Origin of the sequence: Chromobacterium phragmitis, assembly GCF_003325475.1 — a bacterium.
In the GTDB taxonomy this organism is placed as follows: Bacteria; Pseudomonadota; Gammaproteobacteria; order Burkholderiales; family Chromobacteriaceae; genus Chromobacterium; species Chromobacterium phragmitis.
Genome location: NZ_CP029495.1, coordinates 3393707 through 3414150, shown reverse-complemented (window position 1 = coordinate 3414150; position 20444 = coordinate 3393707). Strand labels below are relative to the sequence as shown.

The window sequence follows — 20444 nt, the reverse complement described above, 5'->3', positions numbered from 1 at the left end:
CGCTGCGAGTCGCAATCGGCCTTTCCCCTTGCTGAATTAGAGTGCTGAACTGTGTCTCCGGTTCTTTTTTGGGTATAGCATAGCGCCAATCCATTAGGCGCAACCATGAAGAACCGGATTCAGTCAGCGTCGAGAACATTGTGCGAGGGAAGCTATTGAATCAATGGATTTTTTTGAATTCTGATTTTTGTAACAATTGATGAAGCTTAGTAAATTCTTGTAATGGCTACCGAATTTAGTGCAAACCCGACCAAATATCTTTACTCTCAACTTTTCCGCTGCACGATTCGGACGCCGATTTCATATATCAAACCGCGCTGCACTTCATTGCAGCGCTTGACCTCCACCTCCGCCTCGAACGGCTTCCCTGAGGCGGCGCCTACGCCAGGCACCAGCACGATCACATTCAGACGCTCGCCATACTGCGGCACAAAGGCCGAGCGAAGCGCCATGCCATCCACGGACAGATCCACGCACTCCCCGTAAAAGGTCTGCCCGCTCAACAGCGACTTGATGCGGGCCTTGCACCCCATGCTGACCCTGCGGCCCCGCCGCCGATCGTAATACGCGTCAAATCTCGACACCCCGCATCCTCCCGCTCAGGTAGGCGCTCAGCCAGTGCAGGCCGACGATGGACTTGCTGTCGCAGATCTCGCCGGTCAGCGCCATATTCATCGCGGTGTCCAGGGGCACGGTCAGCACCTCCAGAAATTCGCCCGCGTCCAGCTGCCTTTCGCTAAGCATAAGATCTTGCGCGAGGTAATAACTGATTTTTTCGTTGGAGTAACCGATGCAGGGATGAGCCGTGCCCAGATATGTCCAGCGGTCTGCCTGATAACCGGTTTCCTCCAGCAACTCTCTCTTGGCGGTCGCCTCCGGCTCTTCGTCCGGGTCTATTTTCCCCGCCGGAATTTCAATGAATTCGCGGCCCGCCGGATAGCGGTATTGCCGCTCCAGCACCAGTTCGCCTGCAGACGTGACCGCCAGCACCGCCACCGCGCCGGGATGCAGAATGTATTCGCGGGACGATTCGTTGCCGTCCGGCAAGACTACCCTGTCCTTGTTCACCTTGATGAAACCGCCTTCATAGACCAGTTGCGTCGCCAACCGCTTTTCAATGAGATCCACACTTCGCCTTTCTGTTTTTCCACGCGCTGACCACCGCCCAACGCCACAGCACCCGGGTCGCCAGATATCCCGCCGCGCCCAACGTGACGCCCAGCGCCGGCATGCCCACCAGCAGCGGCCAGCCCAGCTCCATCAGCCAGCCCAGCGTTTGCCGGGCCCAGGCGGCAGGACCCAGCGCGAGAAGCCCCGGAGGCGCCGTCATTGTAGCCCCGGCATCCGAGCCCAGTAACCATCTTCCATAGCAATAGGCCAGGTAGTAAAGCGGCAGCACGGTCAATGGATTGCTGTATAGCGACACCACCATCGCCGCCGGAAGATTGACTCGCAGCATGAGCGCCAGGACCAGCGCGGTGGCCTTTTGGGTAAAGCCGGGCATGACTCCCGAATACAAGCCCACCGCCACCCCCATCGCCACCTTGCGACGGTTGAAGGACCAATAAGCCGGCCGATCCAGATACGGGGCCAGCTGCCTCATGCCCGGACGGGCGAACCAGTCGTGCCGCGCCGCGGAAAAGCGGCGCATCTTGCGTTTAAGCCAGGTCATTCCATTTCATGCCGCCGCGCTGTCGTGAAACCGCAACGTTGCGGAACGACAGGCGCGATTTAGTTGTCAAAAGCCCGGGAATAATTTAAACAAGCGTTTGAATGAATTCTTGGACTCAACCAAGGACCATCATAACAACGTATCGCCCTGGCACGCACCAGGCCGCCAACCGACTGGAGAAACCGAATGCCTGCTTACAAAGCCCCGCTGCGCGATTTTGACTTCGTTCTCAACGAGCTGATCAAGGTACAGGACATCATCCCCATGTTGCCGGGTTATGAAGAGGCGACACAGGATATCTTCAGCGCCTATCTGGAACAGGCCGCCCAGTTCTGCGAGTCCGAACTCGCGCCGCTCAACCGCCAGGGCGATGAGGAAGGCTGTCATTACGACAGCGCTACCAAGTCCGTCACCACCCCAGCCGGTTTCAAGGAAGCGTACAAGCAATATTGCGAGCTGGGCTTCCCCACGCTGGACTGCGACCCGGCCTACGGCGGCCAGGGCTTGCCCAAGAGTCTCGGCTTTCCCATCATGGAAATGCAGTGCTCGGCCAACGTCGCCTGGTCGATGTATCCCGGCCTGTCCCACGGCGCCTACTCGGCCATCCACGCCCACGGCACAGAAGAACAGAAAGCGTTTTACTTGCCCAGATTGGTGGACGGCAGCTGGACCGGCACCATGTGCCTGACCGAGCCCCACTGCGGCACCGACCTCGGCCTACTCAAATCCAAGGCGGAACCGCAGGGTGACGGCAGCTTCCGTATCAGCGGCACCAAGATCTTCATCTCCGCCGGCGAGCACGACCTGTCGGAAAACATCATCCACCTGGTACTGGCCCGCTTGCCGGACGCCCCCAAAGACGTGAAGGGCATCTCGCTGTTCATCGTGCCCAAATACCTGGCCGACGGCAGCCGAAACGCCGTCGCCTGCGGTAGCCTGGAGCACAAGATGGGCATCAAGGCCAACGCCACCGCGGTGATCAATCTGGACGGCGCGCAAGGCTGGCTGATCGGCGAAGCCAACAAGGGCCTGTCCTGCATGTTCACCATGATGAACGCCGCCCGCCTGGGCTGCGGCATGCAGGGACTGGGCCTGGGCGAGGCCTCGTTCCAGGGCGCGCTGGCCTACGCCCGCGAACGTCTGCAGATGCGCGCGCTGAACGGCGCCAAGTGCCCGGACAAAGCAGCCGACCCCATCATCGTCCACCCCGACGTGCGCCGCATGTTGCTGACGCAGAAGGCCTATACCGAAGCCGGCCGCGCGCTGGCCGGCCTGCTGGCGCTGCAACTGGACATCGAGGACAAGCATCCCGACGCATCCGTCCGCGCCGACGCCGCCGATCTGGTGGCGCTGCTGACCCCGGTGGCCAAGGCCTTCATGACCGACAACGGCTTCGCCGCCGCCAACCACGGCGTGCAGGTGCTCGGCGGCCATGGCTACATCCGCGAATGGGGCATGGAGCAACTGGTGCGCGACGCGCGCATCTCCCAGATATACGAAGGCACCAACGGCATCCAGGCGATCGACTTGCTTGGCCGCAAGGTCTTGTTGGACCAGGGCGCCAAGCTGCGCAAGTTCACCAAGCTGATCCACAAGTTCTGCCAGCAGCACGAAGGACATCCGCAATTGGGAGAATTCGTCAATCCGCTGTCCAAACTGATGAAGGAAGTGGGCGAACTGACCATGGGCGTGGGCATGGCCAGCCTGCAGGACAAGGATGAGGCCGGCGCGGCCGCCTCCGACTACCTGCGCCTGATCGGCCACCTGACCTACGCCTGGCTGTGGGCGCGGATGGCGGAGGTATCCTACGCCCGGCTGGGCCACGGCGACGACGCGTTCTACCACGCCAAGATCGCCACCGCCCGCTTCTACTACGCCAAGCTGCTGCCGGAGGCCGAAGCGCTGAAGGCCAGCATCAAGACCGGAGCCAAGCCACTGATGGCATTGGAAGAAGCGCATTTCGCTTTCTGAATCCGCTCTCCCTAACAACACAGGCCGCGCCCAGCCGCGGCCTGTGTCATTTTGATCAGCGAAATCACTTAGTTACTCCCCTCGCCCCCAAGTTTTCCGCGACATGGCCGATAACGGGGCATACTGAAGTTGTTCCCGCAACCATCAATATGTGTGCGCCGACGCAAAGAACGACGCGCCGACAGGAGTCCGTGATGTCGATCCCTTCCTTGAACAGCAACCAGACCAGCGCAGCCTCAAGCGCCAAAAACAGCAACCAGGCGACGTACGCTCCGCAAACCGCCCGCAACCAGTTGAACGCCATGCTGGTGCAATCGCTGGATGTCTCGATCAGCAGCGGGAAACAATCGCAAACTCTGCTGTTCCGAGCGTCCATCACCAATATCACCCAAGTGCTGAACGGCGATTTCAGCGGCCAAGGCGGCGATCAAGGCAATGCCTCGCTGCAGATCAACAGCACCCAGCTGAGCATTTCCATCCAGCAGGATGGCCAGGATCAGGACAACTCGCCGGAGGCCACCTCCAAGCGCATTCTGGACGGCGCCACCAGCATGTTCGCGCTCTACCAGCAGCAACACCCTGAACTCGGCTCGGATGATCAGGCGAAAAACTTCGTCAATCTGATCCGCCAGGGCTTCGAGCAAGGCTACAAAGAAGCGACCGACATCCTTAAGAGTCTGAAGGTGTTCAACGGCGACGTGCAAAGCGGCGTGGAGAAAACCTACGACCTGGTGCTGAAGGGTTTCGACGACTTCCTCAGCAAGAACCTGTCCTCCAGCGCGCAGAGCAATGCCTCCTCCGGCTCCGGCACGCCCCAGGCCAGCGCCGGCTGAGCTAGCGGGAGGCGGCGATGACTGTGGATGACGATCTCTCCGTCCAGCCGGTGCGAGGCGTCCAGCCCCGGCCAAGCGGCAGCCACGAGCCATTCGCCATCGTTCACCGTTCCGGCTCGCACGGCAAGCGGTCCCAGGACGAAGACAGCGCCGACATCGGCCTCAGCGACGGCAAGCAGGCGGCTGAGTTGCTGTTCAGCGCCGCGATGGACCAGATCGCCCGCCTGGCCGTCCTGGACGTCGATCCGGCGCATCTGCCCGAAATCGCGCTGGCTGGCGAAAGCCACAGCCAGCGCTTGCTGCTGGGAATGGAGGCCTTGCTGGAACGCTATCGCCAACGACGGCCCGAACAGACTGAAACCGAGGCGCGGCAAGCTTTCGCGCCACTGGCGCTGACAGGCCTGGAGCGCGGCTATCTGGAAACCTGCCAAGTGCTGTTGCAACTCAACGTCTATAGCGTCACCATCGCCGAACAGCTGCAAGGCCTGTTCCTGCTCTCCCAGCAGTTGTTTCGCGAACGGCTGCAAACCAGCTAGCGGACATCGAGCCTTCGCTGGCTCTGAAACAGTTTCCACGCGAGCTCCGCTGCCTCCGCGTCGTGGCTCTGATGACCCAGCACATGGGTGTACAGCGCTCCTACCCGATGCGCGGCGCTGGGCTCGACATGTCCGCCGCCGCTGATGGTCAGCAACTGCACCCGCCGCGCGGCGCCGTCTCCCCCCCATTGAGTCAACGTGGCGCGGGTCGGATCGCCGGGAATTCGATGCGCCAACTGGACGCTGGCATGCGGAATGTCGGCCAGGCCGTCCAGCCGCCGCCAGAAGGCGGCGCTGTCCGCCACCCCAATGACCTCTCCCCTCGCCTTGACGCCGAACAGGCTGACCTCACCGCCGGCATAAGGCACCACCGGATCGGCGGTGCCGGCGATGATCAGCGCGGAAAGCGGCCGGCTGGGCGCGGCGCAGCCAGTATGGCGAGCCATCGCGGCGCCCACCGTGGAGAATGCCGCCAGTTGCTCCCCCATCTCGCTGGCTAGCCGGAAAACCATCATGCCGCCGTTCGACATGCCCATCGCGTAGACACGGTACGGGTCCGCGCCGCCCTCGGCCACTTCGCGCCGGATGATGGCGGCGATCAAGCCGACGTCGTCGGTTTGGGGATTGCCCGCCGCGTCGGCTCGGCAATCGCGCCAGCCAGGCTTGCCGTCCGCGCCGCGCGCGCCATCCGGAGCCGCCAGCAGCACGCCCTCCCGATCGGAAATGGCCATCCACTCCGACAAGGGCGCGGCTCCGGTGCCCAAGCCCAGCAGCTGTCGGGCCGACCCGCCATGGCCATGCAGAAGGATCACCAAAGGCCGTTTGCCCGCCGGCAAGGGCTGAGGCGTCACCCGCAAGTAGCTGCGCGCGCCCTCTGGACGCGAAATCGTAGCCGGTTCGACCTCCGCAGCCATGGCGGAGAGGGCGTTCAATGCCGCCGCGCAACCGCAACACCAGCCTTTCCAGTCCATTCCGCCCTCCCCGCATCGGATCGCCGATGATTCGTTCTATCATCCGTCGGGCCGCCAGGCCAGCGCCATCCGGTCCAGCGTCCCGCAAATGAAAAGAGCGGCCCAAAGGCCGCTCTTCCAAACACATGCCGGCGACGGGCCGGGCTATCGTCAGTTCGCGCCGCAGCAAGCCTTGTACTTCTTGCCGCTGCCGCACGGGCACATATCGTTGCGGCCCACTTTGTCGCCTTCGCGGCGCATGGTGGTCGGGGCTTGCGCCTTGGCGCGCCAGTAGCCATAGACGGCGGCCAACGCCCCGCCCAGCTCTGCCTTGTAGCCATCCACTTCTTCATCGGTGAAGGTCAGCAGGTCCTCGCCGCCTTCCTCGTCCTCGAAAGCGCCGCCCAGCACCAGCATCGGCATCATCAGGGTCTCGAAGCCCTCATCCTCCTCCGCCACTTCGAACCAGTCGGTATCGACCAGATCCAGCGCGTACAGGTAGGCGTTGGACCACGGCCAGAAGTCCGGCTCGCCCTCTTCTTCGCTGTCCTCTTCCGCGTACAGGATCAGGTCCAGTTCTTCGCCGGCCGCCAGCGTGTCGCGGATGCTGTCGAAAAGCTTCTGCAGCAGCGCCTTCAGTTCGGATTCGTCCGACGGGTTTTCGAAGGCCGGCGCGTCGCCCAGCACTTCCGGCAGCCAGAAGTCGGCATCCACCGCGTCCGGACCGCTGACCAAGGCGGCGAAGAAACCCTGCACCTCGTCCGGGCGCATGGTGCTGCCGCTGGCCGACAGCGGGGTCAGCAGGGTTTCGAGACGGGTCAGGTCTGCATCGTTGAAAACGGTTGCGGTCATGGTGTCATTCCTCTGGATGTATCTGGTCTGGCGGCATTGTAAGCCAAAAGCGGAGCGGCGGCCTCGCATTTTGCCCGCCGTTCTTGTCCGGGATCAGGCGGTTCCGTCGCCATCCAGGCCCAATTTTTCCGCCATCTGCCGCCGCATCAAATACTTCTGCACCTTGCCGGTGACGGTCATCGGAAAGCTGTCGACGAACTCGATGTAGCGCGGGACCTTGTAATGGGCGATCTGCCCCTGGCAGAAAGAACGGATTTCGTCCTCAGTCGCCGTCTCTCCATCCCGCAGCCGGACCCAGGCGCACAGTTCCTCGCCGTAGCGGACATCCGGCACGCCTATCACCTGCACGTCCTGGATCTTGGGGTGGCGGTACAAGAATTCTTCCACTTCGCGCGGATACACGTTCTCGCCGCCGCGTATCACCATGTCCTTGACCCTGCCGACGATGTTGACCGAGCCGTCCTCGTTCATCGCCGCCAGGTCGCCGGTATGCATCCAGCCGGCGGCGTCGATGGCGGCGCGCGTCATCTCCGCGTCGTCCCAATATCCCAGCATCACGGAGTAGCCGCGCGCGCACAGTTCGCCGCTCTGTCCCCGCGGCGCCACCCGGCCCTCGGCGTCGATGATCTTCACCTCCACGTGCGGATGAGCGAAGCCGACGGTAGCGACGCGCTGCGCCAGCGGCGTGTCGGTAGCGCTTTGCAAGCTGACCGGGCTGGTTTCCGTCATGCCGTAGCAGATGGTCACCTCGCCCATGCGCATCCTGTCTATCACCTTGCGCATCACCTCCACCGGGCAGGGGCTGCCGGCCATGATGCCGGTGCGCAGGCTGGCTAGATCGAACTCGGAGAAACGAGGATGGTCGAGCATGGCGATGAACATGGTCGGCACGCCGTGCAGCGCGGTGCAGCGCTCCTCCTGCACCGTCTCCAGCACCGCCAGCGCGTCGAAGCCCTCGCCCGGGAACACCATCGCCGCGCCATGGCACAGGCAGCACAGCGTGCCCATCACCATGCCGAAGCAGTGGTACAGCGGCACCGGAATGCACAGCCTGTCGTCCGGCCCCAGCTTCATCGCCGCCCCAACAAACCAGGCGTTGTTCAATATATTGTGGTGTGACAGCGTGGCGCCCTTGGGATGGCCGGTGGTGCCGGAGGTGAACTGAATGTTGACCGCCTCGTCGAACTGCAGCGTCTCGCCCAGCGCCAGCAACGCCCCAAGTTCGTCCGGGGACGGCTCCGCCAGCAGCTCGGAAAACGCCGACATGCCGGGCAAGGCTTGCTGGCCGATGCGCACGATCCAGCGCAAATCCGGCAGCCTGGCCGCTCGCAATTCGCCCGGACGACAGACATCCAGCTCCGGCGCCAGATCCCGGATCATCTCCACGTAATCGCTGCTCTTGAAGCTGGGCGACAACACCAGCGCGCGGCACCCTACTTTGTTCAGCGCGTACTCGAGCTCCGCGCGGCGGTAGCCGGGGTTGATGTTGACCAGCACCAACCCGGCCTTGGCCGCGGCGAACTGCATCAGCACCCACTCCGCCCGATTCTGCGACCAGATGCCCACCCTCTCGCCCGCTTTCAGGCCCAGCCGCAGCAGGCCGCAAGCCACCCGATCCACCTGCCGCCGCAGCTCGGCATAGCTCCAACTTATGTCCTGATGCCGCACCCGCAATGCCAGCCGCTCGCCATAGCGCGCGCAAGCCTCGTCGAAAAAGCGTCCTATCGTCTGTCCCAGCAGCGGCTGGCTGCTGGCGCCCTGAGCGTAACTGGCCTGCGGCATCCGTTTTTCTCCGTTTGTGCGCGAAAGAACAGATTGACGATTACGTAAACGTAAATCAAGCTTTCAGCAAAACGCGTGGGAAAAACGCTACAATCGCGCCTGAAGGAAACTGTATGACGCAAACCGAACTATTCACCATCTCCGACCTGGCGCGCGAATTCGACGTCACCCTGCGCACCATCCGCTTCTACGAAGAACAAGGACTGATCGAGCCGCAGCGCGACGGCCGCCAGCGCCTGTTCAACCGCCGCGATCGCGCCCGGCTGAGGCTGATCCTGCGCGGCAAGCGCATTGGTTTGTCCTTGGCGGAGATCCGCGAAATCATAGACATGTACCAACTGGCCCACGACGAAGCCAGCCAATCGCAAAAACTGCTGGACCTGCTGCTGGCGCGTCGCCGCCAATTGGAAGCGCAGCGGCGCGACATCGACGCGGTGCTGGAGGAGATCGGCGCGCTGGAAAGCCATTGCCGCAACGTGATCGGCAGCCAAAGCTCGGCAGCCTGAGCGGCAGCAATATTGCAATAGCATTTCACATTCCGCACAATGTCCTCCTCCATGGAGGCCATCGACATGCCCAGCCCCTACACGGCAGCATTTTCCCTGCAACATCTCAGCGCGGAGCGCGCCGAGGATTTCTGGCGCGTCACCGACAGCGTGGCCAGAGAACGCCGCTATCTGGCCTTTCTGGAAATCCCGCAAGCGGCCTCCGCGGAATATGCGCGCAGCCAGCTTGCCAGCCAAGCGCCGCACCTGTTGCTGCTCGATGGCGAGCAAGTCGTAGGCTGGTGCGACGTCACACCCAATCGTCTTCCCATTTATCAGCACGGCGGCACACTGGGCATGGGCCTGCTCCCACGCTACCGCGGCATGGGACTGGGCGGATGGCTGATGGAAAACACCCTGCGGTTAGCGGAACAGCGCGGTTTCCGCCGCCTGGAGCTGACCGTGCATGAAGATAATCTGAACGCGATCAAGCTCTACGAAAAACACGGTTTCCTGCTGGAAGGCCGCAAACGCCGCGCCATCACCATCGATGGCCGCTGCCTGGATGTCTTGATGATGGCGCGGCTCACCCCGCACGAGTCGCGCTGAGAGCCGTTAAAGACCCTCGCGGAAGGCCAGAGCCAAGGCGCGCCCCCGAAAATACCCGCCGCGTCGCCTGCAGGGCCAAGCGCGAGCGCGGCTACTTTGGCGCGGCACTCATCATGCCCCACTGCACCGCCAACACGCTGGCCAGCACCACAGCCATGCCCAGCAGCGCCTGGGGCGACAGCGACTGGCCGAGCAGCGCCCAACCCAGGATCACCGCGGTCAAGGGGCTGAGCAGACCCAGCGACGACACCGCCACCGGCGACAGCCGCGCGATGCCGCGAAACCACAGCAAATAGGCCAACAGCGCGCCGAACAGCGCCAGATAGACGTAACCGCCGATCTGCGTTCCGCTCAGGCTGGGCAGCGGCGGATCTATCGCCGCCGCCAAAGGCAGCAGCATCAGCCCCCCCAGAGTCAGCTGCCAGCCGGTCAACGCCGTCACCGGCGCCGATATCTTCCAGCGCCGGGTCAGATACGTGCCGCACGCCATGGATACCGCGCCGCCGAAAGCCGCCAGCATGCCCAGACCATCCCAACCAGCGCCTGGCGACAACAGCAGCGCGGCCATCCCCGCCACCCCGGCCAAGCTGCCCCATAAGGCCATCGCCGCCGGCTGGCGGCTGTCCAAACGCCAGGCGAGCGCCATCACCATCAAAGGCTGGCAGGCTCCCACCACGGCTGCCAGCCCACCCGGCAAGCGGTAAGCGGCGACGAACAGCAAGGCCTGGAACGCGCCGATATTCAGCGCCGACAACATCAACAGCTTGCCCCACTCTGCCGGACGCGGCCGCCAGCCGCCCATCAGCACCAGCAACAGGCCTGCCGGCAGCACCCGCAGCAGCGCGGCGGTGAATGGCCGATCCGGCGGCAACAGCTGGGTGGTGACGATATAAGTGGAGCCCCAGATCATTGGGGTCAGCGCGGTCAGCAGCACATCCCTCCAGTGGCCTGTTCTCGTATTCGCAGACATGGTCAGTCCTTTCGCTTTCGCGTATCATTGCAGCACTATTAACTTGAAATCAAGATAACATTCACCTTGAATTCAAGGCAAATAAATATTGAATTCAAGATAAGGACTCCACATGCCGACCGACAAGCCCGCCGACGCGGTGGACTGCATCCTGGCGCAATGGGCAAGAGAAAGACCGGATCTGGACGTCAGCCCGATGGGGGTGATCGGCCGGCTCAGCCGCTGCGCGGCGTTGCTGTCGCAACGGCTGGACAGCGTGTTCGCCGAATACGGCCTCAGCGGCTGGGAGTTCGATGTGCTGGCCACGCTGCGCCGCGCCGGCGCGCCCTACTGCCTGGCCCCGACCGAACTGTTTTCCTCGCTGATGGTGACATCCGGCACCATGACCCATAGGCTTAAAGTGCTGGAGGGCAAGGGTTGGATTGAGCGGCAAGCCAGCAGCCTGGACGCGCGCAGCACGCTAGTGCGCCTGAGCGGCGAAGGCTTCGCGCTGGTGGAGCGCGCTCTGGAGGCCCATGTCGCCAACGAGCGCGCCATCCTGTCCGCCCTCCCTGCCCGCAGCCTGGACGCCTTGGAGAAACGGCTGGCGGAATTGCTGGCCGCATTGGAAAAACCGTCGACATGACGTGATTTATTCCATATGCCGAAATAATCCATTGCGCGCGGCGGCTATTCATGGCCGCCGCGCCGTCAGGCACAGTCTAGGCTCCCAACCAGACGCCATCGCAAGGAGACTCGCATGACCCGCACCGCCATCCAGTTGTACGACTTCCCGCTGTCCGGCCACAGCCACCGCGCGCGGCTGATGCTGTCGCTGCTGGGCCTGGAGTACGAAACCGTCCCGGTGAAGCTGGCCGATGGCGAGCAAAAGCAGCCGGCCTTCCTCAAGCTGAACCGCTTCGGCCAGGTGCCGGTATTGGTGGACGGCGAGTCGGTGGTGCCGGATTCAAACGCCATCCTGGTCTATCTTGCGCGCCGCTACGGGCATGGCGACTGGCTGCCGGCCGACCCGCTGGGCGAGGCGCGCGTGCAGCGCTGGCTGTCCGCCGCCGCCGGCCCGCTCGCCTTCGGCGCCGCTCAGGCGCGGCTGCACAAATGGCGCGGCGTGCCGCTGGATTACGAGCTGGCCGCCAACCGGGCCCGCGCGCTGCTGCAGGTGATGGATGAGGAGCTGGCCGAGCGCCCCTTCCTGGCCGGCGCCGCCGCCACCATCGCCGACGTCGCGCTGTACAGCTACACCGCCCGCGCGCCGGAAGGCGACATCTCGCTGCAGCCCTATCCGCATGTCCGCGCCTGGCTGGCCCGCGTCGAAGCGCTTCCCGGCTTCGTGGCCATGCCCGCCGCCCAAAGCTGAATCAGGAAAACATCATGTCAGACACCCGCCCCGCCTCGCCCTGGCACGCCGGCGAGCAAGAAATGCAGCGCCGCGCCGGCAGCCTGGACGCGCTGGCCGCGGTCGGCCCGCGCGTGGTGCGCGACCATATGCCGGAACAGCACCGCGAGTTTTTCCGCCAGCTGCCTTTCCTGGCGATGGCGGCGCTGGACGAGGCCGGGCGGCCTTGGGCGGGCATCGTCGAAGGCCTGCCCGGCTTTGTCGATTCGCCCGAGCCTCGCGCGCTGAGCATCGCCGCCCTGCCCAGCCCGGCCGACCCGCTGCGCGACTGCCTGCGCCCCGGCGCGGCGGTGGCCCTGCTCGGCATCGAGCTGCACACGCGCCGCCGCAACCGCATGAACGGCGAGTTAATCGAGCTGGATGATGCTGGCTGCGCCGTCGCCGTCAGGCAATCTTTCGGCAACTGCCCCAAATACATACAGCAGCGCGAATTCGAGTTCGCGCGCGGACCCGCCCCTCGCATTTTGGGATCGGTGGAGTGGATGGGCGAGCTAGACGAAGACGCGCGCGCCGCCATCGCCGCAGCCGATACCTTCTTCGTCGCCAGCGCCTGCCGGGACGAGGCCGGTGGCTGGCAGGCCGACGTATCGCACCGCGGCGGCAAACCCGGTTTCGTCAAAATAGATGGCGACACGCTGACCATCCCGGATTTTTCCGGCAACGGCTATTTCAACACCCTGGGCAATTTGCTGCTGCATCCGCGCGCCGGCCTGCTATTCGTCGACTTCGCCAGCGGCGACACGCTGCAGCTGGCCGGCCAGGCCGAGGTGCTGGATGCCGAGGCGGCCGCCGTTTTCGATGGCGCGGAGCGGCTGTGGACCTTCCGCGTGGAGCGCGTGGTGCGCCGCCGCAACGCGCTGGCGCTGCGCTGGACCTTGCGGGAATACTCGCCCTTCGCCCTGGCCACCGGCGCCTGGCCCCATGCCGCTCCGGAGCGGCGATGGCTGCCGCTGCGCGTGAGCCGCGTGGAAGACGAAAGCGACACCGTCAGATCCATCTATCTGGAACCGGCCGATGGCTCCGCGCCGCCGGACTTTTCTCCCGGCCAGCACCTGAGCATGAAAGTGATGGGCGTGGACGGCGCGCGCATGCGCAACTACACGCTGTCGCAAACCGGCGGCTACCGCATCAGCGTCAAACGCCAGGGCAAGGCCTCGGCCCGACTGCACCAGCTGGCGCCGGGCGACATCGTGGAGGCGCTGCCGCCGCGCGGCGATTTCACCCTGGCGCGCGCCGACCGCCCCATCGCGCTGTTGGCCGGCGGCATCGGCATCACGCCCATGCAGGCCTTCCTGCATCAGTTGACGGGAAACCCGGCCGCCATGCCGCCCACGCTGCTGGCCTACGCCACGCGCAATGTGGCCGAACGCGCCTTCGACGCCGAGCTGGAGGCCTTGCAAGTCCGGGCAGCCGGCAGGCTGCGGGTGGTGAAAATCGTCAGCCAGCCGGAAACCGGCCGCCGGCTGGGCATCGATTACCAGCATGCCGGCCACCTGGACATCAAGCTGCTGCGCGGCTACGGTCTCAGCCTGGATGGAGACGTCTATCTGTGCGGCCCGGCCGGCTTCATGCAAACGCTGTACGAGCAGTTGATCGATGCCGGCGTGGAGGACGCGCGCATCCATGCCGAAGCCTTTGGTCCGGCCGGGCTGCGACGCGTCGGCCATCCAGTCCAAGCCTTGCCGGCGCCGGCCGACGGCGCGGTGCCGGTGCGCTTCGCCGCCTCCGCCGTCAACGCCGAATGGCAACCCGGCCAGAGCCTGCTGGAATTGGCCGAATCCTGCGGCCTGAATCCGGATTTCAGCTGCCGCGGCGGCACCTGCGGCAGCTGCCGCGCCGCGCTTCTGGCCGGCCAGGCCACCTATCTGCAAGCGCCGGAATACGGCACCCAGCCCGGCGAGATTCTGCTGTGCTGCGCCTACCCGGCCGCCGGCGCGGACAGGCTGGAAATCAACCTGTAAGCCGCGGATCGGCGCGCAGCCGCTCGGCCAGGAAATCGATGAAGCGGCGCATCCGCGTCGAGCCGTAGCGGCTTTCGGCGTGGACGATGTGTATTGGCAGCGGCGCACTCTCGTAAGCCGTCAGCACCCGCTCCAGCTTGCCCGCAGCCAACGCCTCCGCCACCTGGTAGGACATCACCCGGATCAGGCCGAATCCGCCCTGCGCCGCGTCTATCGCCACGTCGTTGCCGCTGACCGTCAGCCGCGGCCTCACCCGCACCCGCCGTTCGCCGTCCGCGCCGAACTTCCACTCCAGCGAGGCCGAGGCGGCGGTGGACGCGATCACGGTGTGGCTCAGCAAGTCTTCCGGCGCTTGCGGCGCGCCATGCCGCGCCAAATAGTCCGGCGCCGCGCACACCAGCCGCCTCACCTCGCCCACCTTGACCGCGCGCAGCGAAGAATCCGGCAAAGGGCCGATGCGCACCGCCGCGTCCAACCCTTCCTCCATCAGGTTCACCACGTTGTCGCGCAGCTGCGCCGATACCTCCACCAACGGGTGCTGGCGCAAAAAATCCAGCACGATGGGCATCACGTACAGCCGGCCGAACAAGACCGGCGCGGTCAGCTGGATCAGGCCGCGCGGCTCGGCGTTGCCGCCGGCCGCCACCTCTTCCGCCTCATCCACCGCCGCCAGGATGCGGCGCGCGTCGTCCAGATAGCGCGCGCCGGCCTCCGTCACCCTGACATAGCGCGTGGTGCGGTTCAGCAGGCGCACGCCCAGATTTTCCTCCAGAGCCGCCACCGCGCGCGTCACCGCCGGCGGCGACAGCTTGAGCCTGCGCGCCGCGCCGGCGAAACCCTCTTCCTCCGCCACGGCGACGAAAACGGTCATCAGGTGGAATCGGTCCATCTATTATTCCCCATATTGAAATAATTCATTTTATAAAATAGATATTCTTCCAAAATAAAGAATTTGGCAAAGTACACCCATCGCGGAAACGTTCCGCATCCACCCAGGAGTCTTGCCATGAACCGCATCGCCATCCCCGCCGCCGAGCACATCCCCGCCGCCAGCCAGCCGCTGCTGGCCGCCGTGCAACAACAACTGGGCATGGTGCCCAATCTGATGAAGCTGCTGGCCCACAGCCCTGCCGCGCTGGAAGGCTATCTGTCGCTGAACGGCGCGCTGGGCAAGGGCAAGCTGAGCGCCGCGCTGCGCGAGCGCATCGCGCTGGCGGTGGCCGAATTCAACGGCTGCGACTACTGCTTGTCTGCCCACAGCTATCTGGCCAAACACGTGGCCAAGCTCGGCGATGACGAAATCGCCGCCGCCCGAGACTTCGCCAGCGCCGACGCCAAACAGGCCGCCGCGCTGCGCTTCGCGCTGAAGGTGGCGGAACAGCGCGGCCGCGTGGCCGACGCCGAACTGGCCGCCCTGCGCGGCGCCGGCTTCGATGAGGCGGAAACGCTGGAAATCGTGACGGTGGTGGCGCTGAACATCCTGACCAACTACGTCAACAACGCCGCCGCCACCGCGGTGGACTTCCCGCTGGTCCAGGCCCGCGGCTAATCCCGCCGCCGCCGGGAGCCCGTCGGGCTCCCGGCCTCTTCATGCCTTTGGTCTTTTATCGCCCGCCCGGCTGCTCTGCCCGCCCCCATGCCTTAAAATAGCGGCAACTGTTCCGTTTTCCCCAGCCGCCGCCGCGGCTTTGCCTCCGATGATAGAAAACAATCCCAACATGCTGCTGCTGGCGGTGTTCGAGCGCGCGGCGCTGATGCTGATGGCGCTGTTCTTCCTCACCCGCGTCCGGCCGTTCCAGGACTTGCTGCGCCAGCAGCGGCACACGCCCGCCGAGCTGGCCGGCGTGTCGCTGCTGTTCTGCCTGTTCGCCGTGTTCAGCACCTATACCGGCATTCCGGTGGACGGCTCGCTGATCAACGTCCGCACCATCGCCATCCTGGCCGGCGGCATATTGTTCGGCCCCTGGGTAGGCATCCCGGCCGGCATCGTCTCCGGCCTGCACCGCTACCTGATAGATATCCACGGCTATACCTCGCTGCCCTGCCTGCTCTCCAGCATCTGCGCCGGCCTGTTGGCCACCGCCATCCACTACCGCGCCGGCCGCCAGCGGCTGTGGCTGTACGGCATCGCCGCCGGCGTCGCCTGCGAAAGCCTGACCATGGCGCTGATCCTGTGGTTTACCGAGCCCGCCATCGGCCAGGCCATCGTCGGCCACATCGCCTACCCGATGATCACCGGCACCGTCTGCATCGGCCTGATCATCAAGCTGGTGCAGGACCTGGACGACGAGAAGGAGCTGCTGGCGGCGCGCCAGGCCAAGCTGGCGCTGACCATCGCCAACCGCACCCTGCCATACTTCCAGAGCGTGGACCGCGACGCGCTGGTGGAAGTCTGCACCGTGATCCGCAACCACATCGGCGCCGACGCGGTGGCCATCACCGACACCCGCGACGTGCAGGCTTACGTCGGCCTGGGCAAGGATTACTACGAGCCGGCCGCCCACTCCGCCATCGGCGAAATCACCCGCCGCGCGGTGGAGCAGGACCAGATCATCATCGAGAACGATTTGCGCCAATACCGGGTGGCGGATTTCCACTCGGTGATCATCATTCCGCTGCGCGAAAGCGGCCGCGTCGCCGGCACCCTGAAAATCTTCTTCCGCCAGAGCGGCGGCATCACCGGCTCGCTGCGCGAACTGGCGCTGGGCCTGTCGCAGCTGATCTCCACCCAGATGGAAGCCTCGCGCATCAAGCAACTTCAGGAGATGGCGCGCAAGGCCGAGTTCGCCGCGCTGCAAAGCAAGATCAACCCGCACTTCCTGTTCAACGCGCTCAACGCGATCTCCTCCTTGATCCGCATCCAGCCGTCCGAGGCGCGGCAACTGATCGCCAAGCTGGCGGACTATCTGCGCTACAACCTGTCCCTGGGCGATACCTTGATCGACATCCAGGAGGAGCTGAAGCAGGTCCGCGACTATGTCGCCATCGAGCAGGCCCGCTTCGGCAGCAAGCTGTCGATCGTGTTCGATGTCGACGAAGTCCACGCCCGCGTGCCCAGCCTGCTGTTGCAGCCGCTGGTGGAGAACGCCATCCTGCACGGCATCCAGCCGCGCAAGGAGCCTGGCGAAGTGCGCATCGCGGTGAAGAAACTGGCCGACCGCATCCGGGTGTCGGTGCGCGACACCGGCTACGGCATCAGCCAGGAAGTGATGGACGGCATCGCCAATGGCAAGGTGGAGAGCCGCAGCATAGGCCTGTCCAACGTCAACGAACGCATCAAGCTCTTGTACGGCGAGGGCCTGCGCCTCGCCCGGCTGGAGCCGGGCACCGAAGTGAGTTTCGAGCTGCCGCTGGAGGAAAAGGCATGATGAAGGCGCTGATAGTCGAAGACGAATACCTGGCGCGCGAGGAGCTGGCCTATCTGATCCGGGAACACAGCCGGATAGAGATCGCCGCCAGCGTGGAGGATGGACTGGAGGCGTTCAAGTTTTTGCAGGAAAACGAGGTGGACGTGGTGTTTCTGGACATCAACATCCCGTCGATAGACGGCCTGCTGCTGGCCAAAAACCTGCACAAAGCCGCGCGGCCGCCGCGCATCGTCTTCGTCACCGCCTACAAGGAATTCGCGGTGGACGCCTTCGAGCTGGAAGCCTTCGACTACATCCTCAAACCGTATAACGAAACCCGCATCGCCCACGTGCTGCACAAGCTGGAGACGCTGGAGCCGCCCCCCTCCTCCGCGCCCGCCGCCCCGGCAGCCGACGCCGCGCCGGCCAGCCGCACGGTCAATCTGGCCAAGGGCGACAGCATCATCGTCACCCCGTGCGACGACATCTACTATGTCGAGGCCGACGAGAAAGTCACCCTGGTCTACACCGCGCGCGACCGCTACGTGATGGCGATGAGCATCAGCGAATTCGTGTCGCGGCTGCCGGCCGACAGTTTCTTCCGCTGCCACCGATCCTTCTGCGTCAACATCCACAAGATCCGCGAAATCGCGCCGTGGCAAAACAGCACCTACCTCATCAAACTGTACGACCTGAAGGCGGAAATCCCGGTCAGCCGCAGCAATATCAAGGCGTTCAGGCAGTTGATGCACCTTTGATCCGCTTTTCAATAAAAATATCGCCCGTAATTCATTTAATTGCGGGCGATATTTTTTCAAAACTTTAAGCGAACTTAATGAGATCGCAGCGGGTAGTCTGCGAAATCCTTTCGGCCCATGATCAAATCCTCAACATCACCATCTGGAATAACGCGATTTTTAATCGCATCTTTCAAGCGCGATGTAGCAGGAAAATGAACACCTTTCTCGCGCAAGGCATTGATCAACTTTTCTTTCCACGGCTGCCATTTTTCATTGGGAAATGAACTCTCGGCAAAACTACCCAGCACTTGTAGGTCATTGACAAATCCATTGTCCAACATCCAATATGCAATATCATATCGTCGTTGAGCCGCAATCGCCAAACTAGCCGCTGTCAATGTTTTCTCAATTCGATCTTGTCGATTAATATCAGCCCCTCCAGCAACCAATATTTTTACATTTTCAAGAAGCCCATAGTAAGCAGCACTAAACAACGGTGGCGCAGGAAGCGCACCGCTTATCTCCGTCGGGAAATTGGGATCGCCACCATACTGCAACGCCAGCTTCAAAAATTCTGAATTAGCAGTCGCAGCAGCTAGAGTCATAGTGGTAAAGCCGGTGCGGACTTCGCTGCCATCCTCTTTCAAATCCAGCCCCACTCCACTACCTTTGCCATGTCCGCGCGTTAACAGATTCGGGTTGGCACCGACCTCCAGCAGCGCGTGGAATCCATCCACATTGTTGGCGCATATCGGCCACATCAATAGCGGTGCAGCCCCCTCCTCCTGGTGGTTGACGTCGGCGCCTTGCGCCACCAGCTCGCGGATCCGCGCCGCATCGCCCTTCACCGCCGCGCGCGCCAGCTCCAGCGCCTGCGGATTCGCGTAGGCCTCGGACAAGGAACGGCCGGCGCACCTGACATTGCCCCAGGCCGCCGCTGCAGAACTCAATCCCGTCATGACTACTCCCCCCAATAATAATCTGCCAAACATTCTGAGCCAGTTTCCCATGGCCGCTCCGTTTCCTCAGCGCGTCAATAATGCCATGTCGGCTTTTCGCATCTCTTTGGCCGCCTGAGGCGCCGATGGCGCCGCCGGCTTGCCGTCGATATCGGCGTCGCCGCGCAACATCCGGTACAAGGTGTTCTGCACATTCTGATTCGAGTGCAGGGAAAACGAATGATACAGCCGCCCCATCATCCCTTCCACCGGTTTGTCTTCCAGCCAGGCATTCAGCGCAATCTGCCTGCCGCTGGCGCTGGGCACCCGGTCCAGCACGCCGCCCGGGCCCCGCACGTGACGGGTGAACGGCAGGAAGGCGACATTGGCCGCCGCGTCCACCAGCACGCTGCTCTGAACCCTATGCAATACTTCGCCTTTCAGATAATAACCATCTACTCGCCGATCGATATTCTGCAAGCTACCACCAAGCTTTTCTGCCACAAGAGAATCTACACCAGCTGGGTTGAATGTCCTTGCATGAAGCCTCGTGACGGCCGCGGCCATCGTCGCCAACCCACCACCCAAAGAGTGGCCGGTAAAAGACAGTCCAGTCTTATATTCTTGGATTTCTCCTAAAGACGTCGCTAGTTCTGAAGCACGGCGATATTGATCGGTTGACAATCCAGCAGCATTTCCGATATCCGTGCGGATATCCTTCCAGTTCGGCTCCGTGCCACGGAAAGCCAGCGTATAGTTCCCCGTTTTTTCATCCCGGTACAGCGCCGCGCTCATGCCGCTATCCTCCCGGTCATCCAGTCGTTTGGGGTTGAATCCCGCCGCCTGCATTTCCTCATCCCTCACCCGGCGGATGCCCATGGCCGCCATCGCCTGCTCCATCAGCGAGATAGACTTCTGATTATCCGGCGACGCATCGTTGCGGTGCAGATACACGTCCTCGGCTTTCAGATTGTCCTTGTAGGCCGCCAATACCTGCTGCAACTTGTCCTCGCCGCCCAGCCGCTGAACCACCAGCAACCTGGACGCCGGGTTCTCCAGCAGGCGGACAAGCTCCTGCGTCTTTTCGTTGATCCGGCGGTATGCGGGCACGCCCTTTCTGCCGTCGCCATCCTCGTTCGGCCGCTCGGCATCCGCCTCTCGGGCCGGCAATGCCGGCTTCTGCCGACTGTCCAGGGGTAGCGCGGCCTCCGCCGCCTTGGCTTGCTGCAGGAAACTGTTCCAGTCATCCACATTCAGCACGTCCTCATCCGCCCGCTCTTGCCGAACCTGGGGCATGCTTTCCCCCGCCCCGGCATGTCCTCCTGCGATTTCCGGCCTTCGTTCCATATATTGCTTGCCTTTCATCCTGTGTCATTGCCGCGGACTAACCCGCGCCCTGCGGTCC

Annotated in this window: 21 protein-coding genes; 11 read left to right on the top strand and 10 right to left on the bottom strand. The window is 63.6% G+C overall.

Annotated features, from left to right (window positions below; all coding sequences use genetic code 11):
- Window positions 1-266: 266 nt before the first annotated feature.
- The 3 genes from DK842_RS16160 to DK842_RS16150 are packed head-to-tail and all read right to left on the bottom strand — an operon-like array spanning window position 267 to window position 1672.
- Window positions 267-584 carry a PilZ domain-containing protein gene (locus DK842_RS16160; protein WP_114062371.1) on the bottom strand — a complete coding sequence of 106 codons (318 nt, stop codon included), beginning with the start codon at window positions 582-584 and terminating at the stop codon, window positions 267-269.
- The gene (locus DK842_RS16155; RefSeq protein ID WP_114062370.1) at window positions 571-1128 is read right to left on the bottom strand and encodes an NUDIX domain-containing protein; all 558 of its coding nucleotides are present in this window, start codon (window positions 1126-1128) and stop codon (window positions 571-573) included. The genes DK842_RS16160 and DK842_RS16155 overlap by 14 nt, the downstream gene beginning before the upstream one ends.
- Window positions 1115-1672, bottom strand: coding sequence for a DUF2062 domain-containing protein (locus DK842_RS16150; protein ID WP_114062369.1), 558 nt, complete (start codon window positions 1670-1672; stop codon window positions 1115-1117). The genes DK842_RS16155 and DK842_RS16150 overlap by 14 nt, the downstream gene beginning before the upstream one ends.
- 186 nt (window positions 1673-1858) lie before the next feature.
- Between DK842_RS16150 and DK842_RS16145 the strand changes: the two genes are divergently transcribed.
- The 3 genes from DK842_RS16145 to DK842_RS16135 all read left to right on the top strand — a co-directional run bounded on the left by DK842_RS16145 (window position 1859) and on the right by DK842_RS16135 (window position 5012).
- The gene (locus DK842_RS16145; RefSeq protein ID WP_114062368.1) at window positions 1859-3643 is read left to right on the top strand and encodes an acyl-CoA dehydrogenase C-terminal domain-containing protein; all 1785 of its coding nucleotides are present in this window, start codon (window positions 1859-1861) and stop codon (window positions 3641-3643) included.
- Window positions 3644-3837: 194 nt separating this feature from the next.
- Window positions 3838-4476, top strand: a complete 639-nt coding sequence (locus DK842_RS16140; protein ID WP_114062367.1) for a DUF5610 domain-containing protein — start codon at window positions 3838-3840, stop codon at window positions 4474-4476.
- Between the two features lie 17 nt (window positions 4477-4493).
- Window positions 4494-5012, top strand: a complete 519-nt coding sequence (locus DK842_RS16135) for a DUF5610 domain-containing protein (RefSeq protein WP_114062366.1) — start codon at window positions 4494-4496, stop codon at window positions 5010-5012.
- Here the strand turns inward: DK842_RS16135 and DK842_RS16130 are convergent.
- The 3 genes from DK842_RS16130 to DK842_RS16120 all read right to left on the bottom strand — a co-directional run bounded on the left by DK842_RS16130 (window position 5009) and on the right by DK842_RS16120 (window position 8596).
- Complete coding sequence (locus tag DK842_RS16130) at window positions 5009-5983, bottom strand: alpha/beta hydrolase family esterase (RefSeq protein WP_114062365.1); 975 nt, start codon at window positions 5981-5983, stop codon at window positions 5009-5011. The genes DK842_RS16135 and DK842_RS16130 overlap by 4 nt on opposite strands.
- 150 nt (window positions 5984-6133) lie before the next feature.
- A complete protein-coding gene (locus tag DK842_RS16125) occupies window positions 6134-6814 on the bottom strand; it encodes a UPF0149 family protein (RefSeq protein ID WP_114062364.1) in 681 nt (226 codons plus the stop codon).
- Window positions 6815-6907: 93 nt separating this feature from the next.
- Complete coding sequence (locus tag DK842_RS16120; protein WP_114062363.1) at window positions 6908-8596, bottom strand: AMP-binding protein; 1689 nt, start codon at window positions 8594-8596, stop codon at window positions 6908-6910.
- A gap of 113 nt (window positions 8597-8709) precedes the next feature.
- On the opposite strand from DK842_RS16120, the gene DK842_RS16115 reads away from it, so the two are divergent.
- Window positions 8710-9102: a MerR family transcriptional regulator gene (locus tag DK842_RS16115; protein WP_114062362.1), complete on the top strand. Its 393-nt coding sequence runs from the start codon at window positions 8710-8712 to the stop codon at window positions 9100-9102.
- Between the two features lie 66 nt (window positions 9103-9168).
- Window positions 9169-9690, top strand: coding sequence for a GNAT family N-acetyltransferase (locus DK842_RS16110; RefSeq protein WP_114063767.1), 522 nt, complete (start codon window positions 9169-9171; stop codon window positions 9688-9690).
- 91 nt (window positions 9691-9781) lie between these two features.
- On the opposite strand, the gene DK842_RS16105 is transcribed toward DK842_RS16110, so the two are convergent.
- Window positions 9782-10660, bottom strand: coding sequence for an EamA family transporter (locus tag DK842_RS16105; protein WP_114062361.1), 879 nt, complete (start codon window positions 10658-10660; stop codon window positions 9782-9784).
- Window positions 10661-10772: 112 nt separating this feature from the next.
- On the opposite strand from DK842_RS16105, the gene DK842_RS16100 reads away from it, so the two are divergent.
- The 3 genes from DK842_RS16100 to DK842_RS16090 all read left to right on the top strand — a co-directional run bounded on the left by DK842_RS16100 (window position 10773) and on the right by DK842_RS16090 (window position 14014).
- Window positions 10773-11285 carry a MarR family winged helix-turn-helix transcriptional regulator gene (locus DK842_RS16100; RefSeq protein ID WP_114062360.1) on the top strand — a complete coding sequence of 171 codons (513 nt, stop codon included), beginning with the start codon at window positions 10773-10775 and terminating at the stop codon, window positions 11283-11285.
- Window positions 11286-11399: 114 nt separating this feature from the next.
- Window positions 11400-12014: a glutathione S-transferase family protein gene (locus tag DK842_RS16095; RefSeq protein WP_114062359.1), complete on the top strand. Its 615-nt coding sequence runs from the start codon at window positions 11400-11402 to the stop codon at window positions 12012-12014.
- 14 nt (window positions 12015-12028) lie between these two features.
- A complete protein-coding gene (locus DK842_RS16090; protein ID WP_114062358.1) occupies window positions 12029-14014 on the top strand; it encodes a pyridoxamine 5'-phosphate oxidase family protein in 1986 nt (661 codons plus the stop codon).
- Here the strand turns inward: DK842_RS16090 and DK842_RS16085 are convergent.
- Window positions 14004-14903 (bottom strand): LysR family transcriptional regulator, encoded by a 900-nt coding sequence (locus DK842_RS16085; protein WP_114062357.1) that lies wholly within the window; start codon window positions 14901-14903, stop codon window positions 14004-14006. The two genes, DK842_RS16090 and DK842_RS16085, sit on opposite strands and share 11 nt — an antisense overlap.
- 117 nt (window positions 14904-15020) lie before the next feature.
- Here DK842_RS16085 and DK842_RS16080 point away from each other — a divergent pair, with 117 nt between their 5' ends.
- From DK842_RS16080 to DK842_RS16070, 3 genes are all read left to right on the top strand, one after another.
- Window positions 15021-15563 carry a carboxymuconolactone decarboxylase family protein gene (locus DK842_RS16080; protein ID WP_114062356.1) on the top strand — a complete coding sequence of 181 codons (543 nt, stop codon included), beginning with the start codon at window positions 15021-15023 and terminating at the stop codon, window positions 15561-15563.
- A gap of 148 nt (window positions 15564-15711) precedes the next feature.
- The gene (locus tag DK842_RS16075) at window positions 15712-17382 is read left to right on the top strand and encodes a sensor histidine kinase (RefSeq protein WP_114062355.1); all 1671 of its coding nucleotides are present in this window, start codon (window positions 15712-15714) and stop codon (window positions 17380-17382) included.
- Complete coding sequence (locus DK842_RS16070) at window positions 17379-18119, top strand: LytR/AlgR family response regulator transcription factor (protein WP_114062354.1); 741 nt, start codon at window positions 17379-17381, stop codon at window positions 18117-18119. The genes DK842_RS16075 and DK842_RS16070 overlap by 4 nt, the downstream gene beginning before the upstream one ends.
- A gap of 74 nt (window positions 18120-18193) precedes the next feature.
- On the opposite strand, the gene DK842_RS16065 is transcribed toward DK842_RS16070, so the two are convergent.
- Both DK842_RS16065 and DK842_RS16060 read right to left on the bottom strand, forming a co-directional pair.
- Window positions 18194-19111 carry an ankyrin repeat domain-containing protein gene (locus tag DK842_RS16065; protein ID WP_114062353.1) on the bottom strand — a complete coding sequence of 306 codons (918 nt, stop codon included), beginning with the start codon at window positions 19109-19111 and terminating at the stop codon, window positions 18194-18196.
- A 15-nt stretch (window positions 19112-19126) separates the two neighbouring features.
- Entirely contained in the window at window positions 19127-20404 is a 1278-nt protein-coding gene (locus tag DK842_RS16060; RefSeq protein WP_114062352.1) for a lipase family protein, read from the bottom strand.
- Between the last annotated feature and the right edge of the window lie 40 nt (window positions 20405-20444).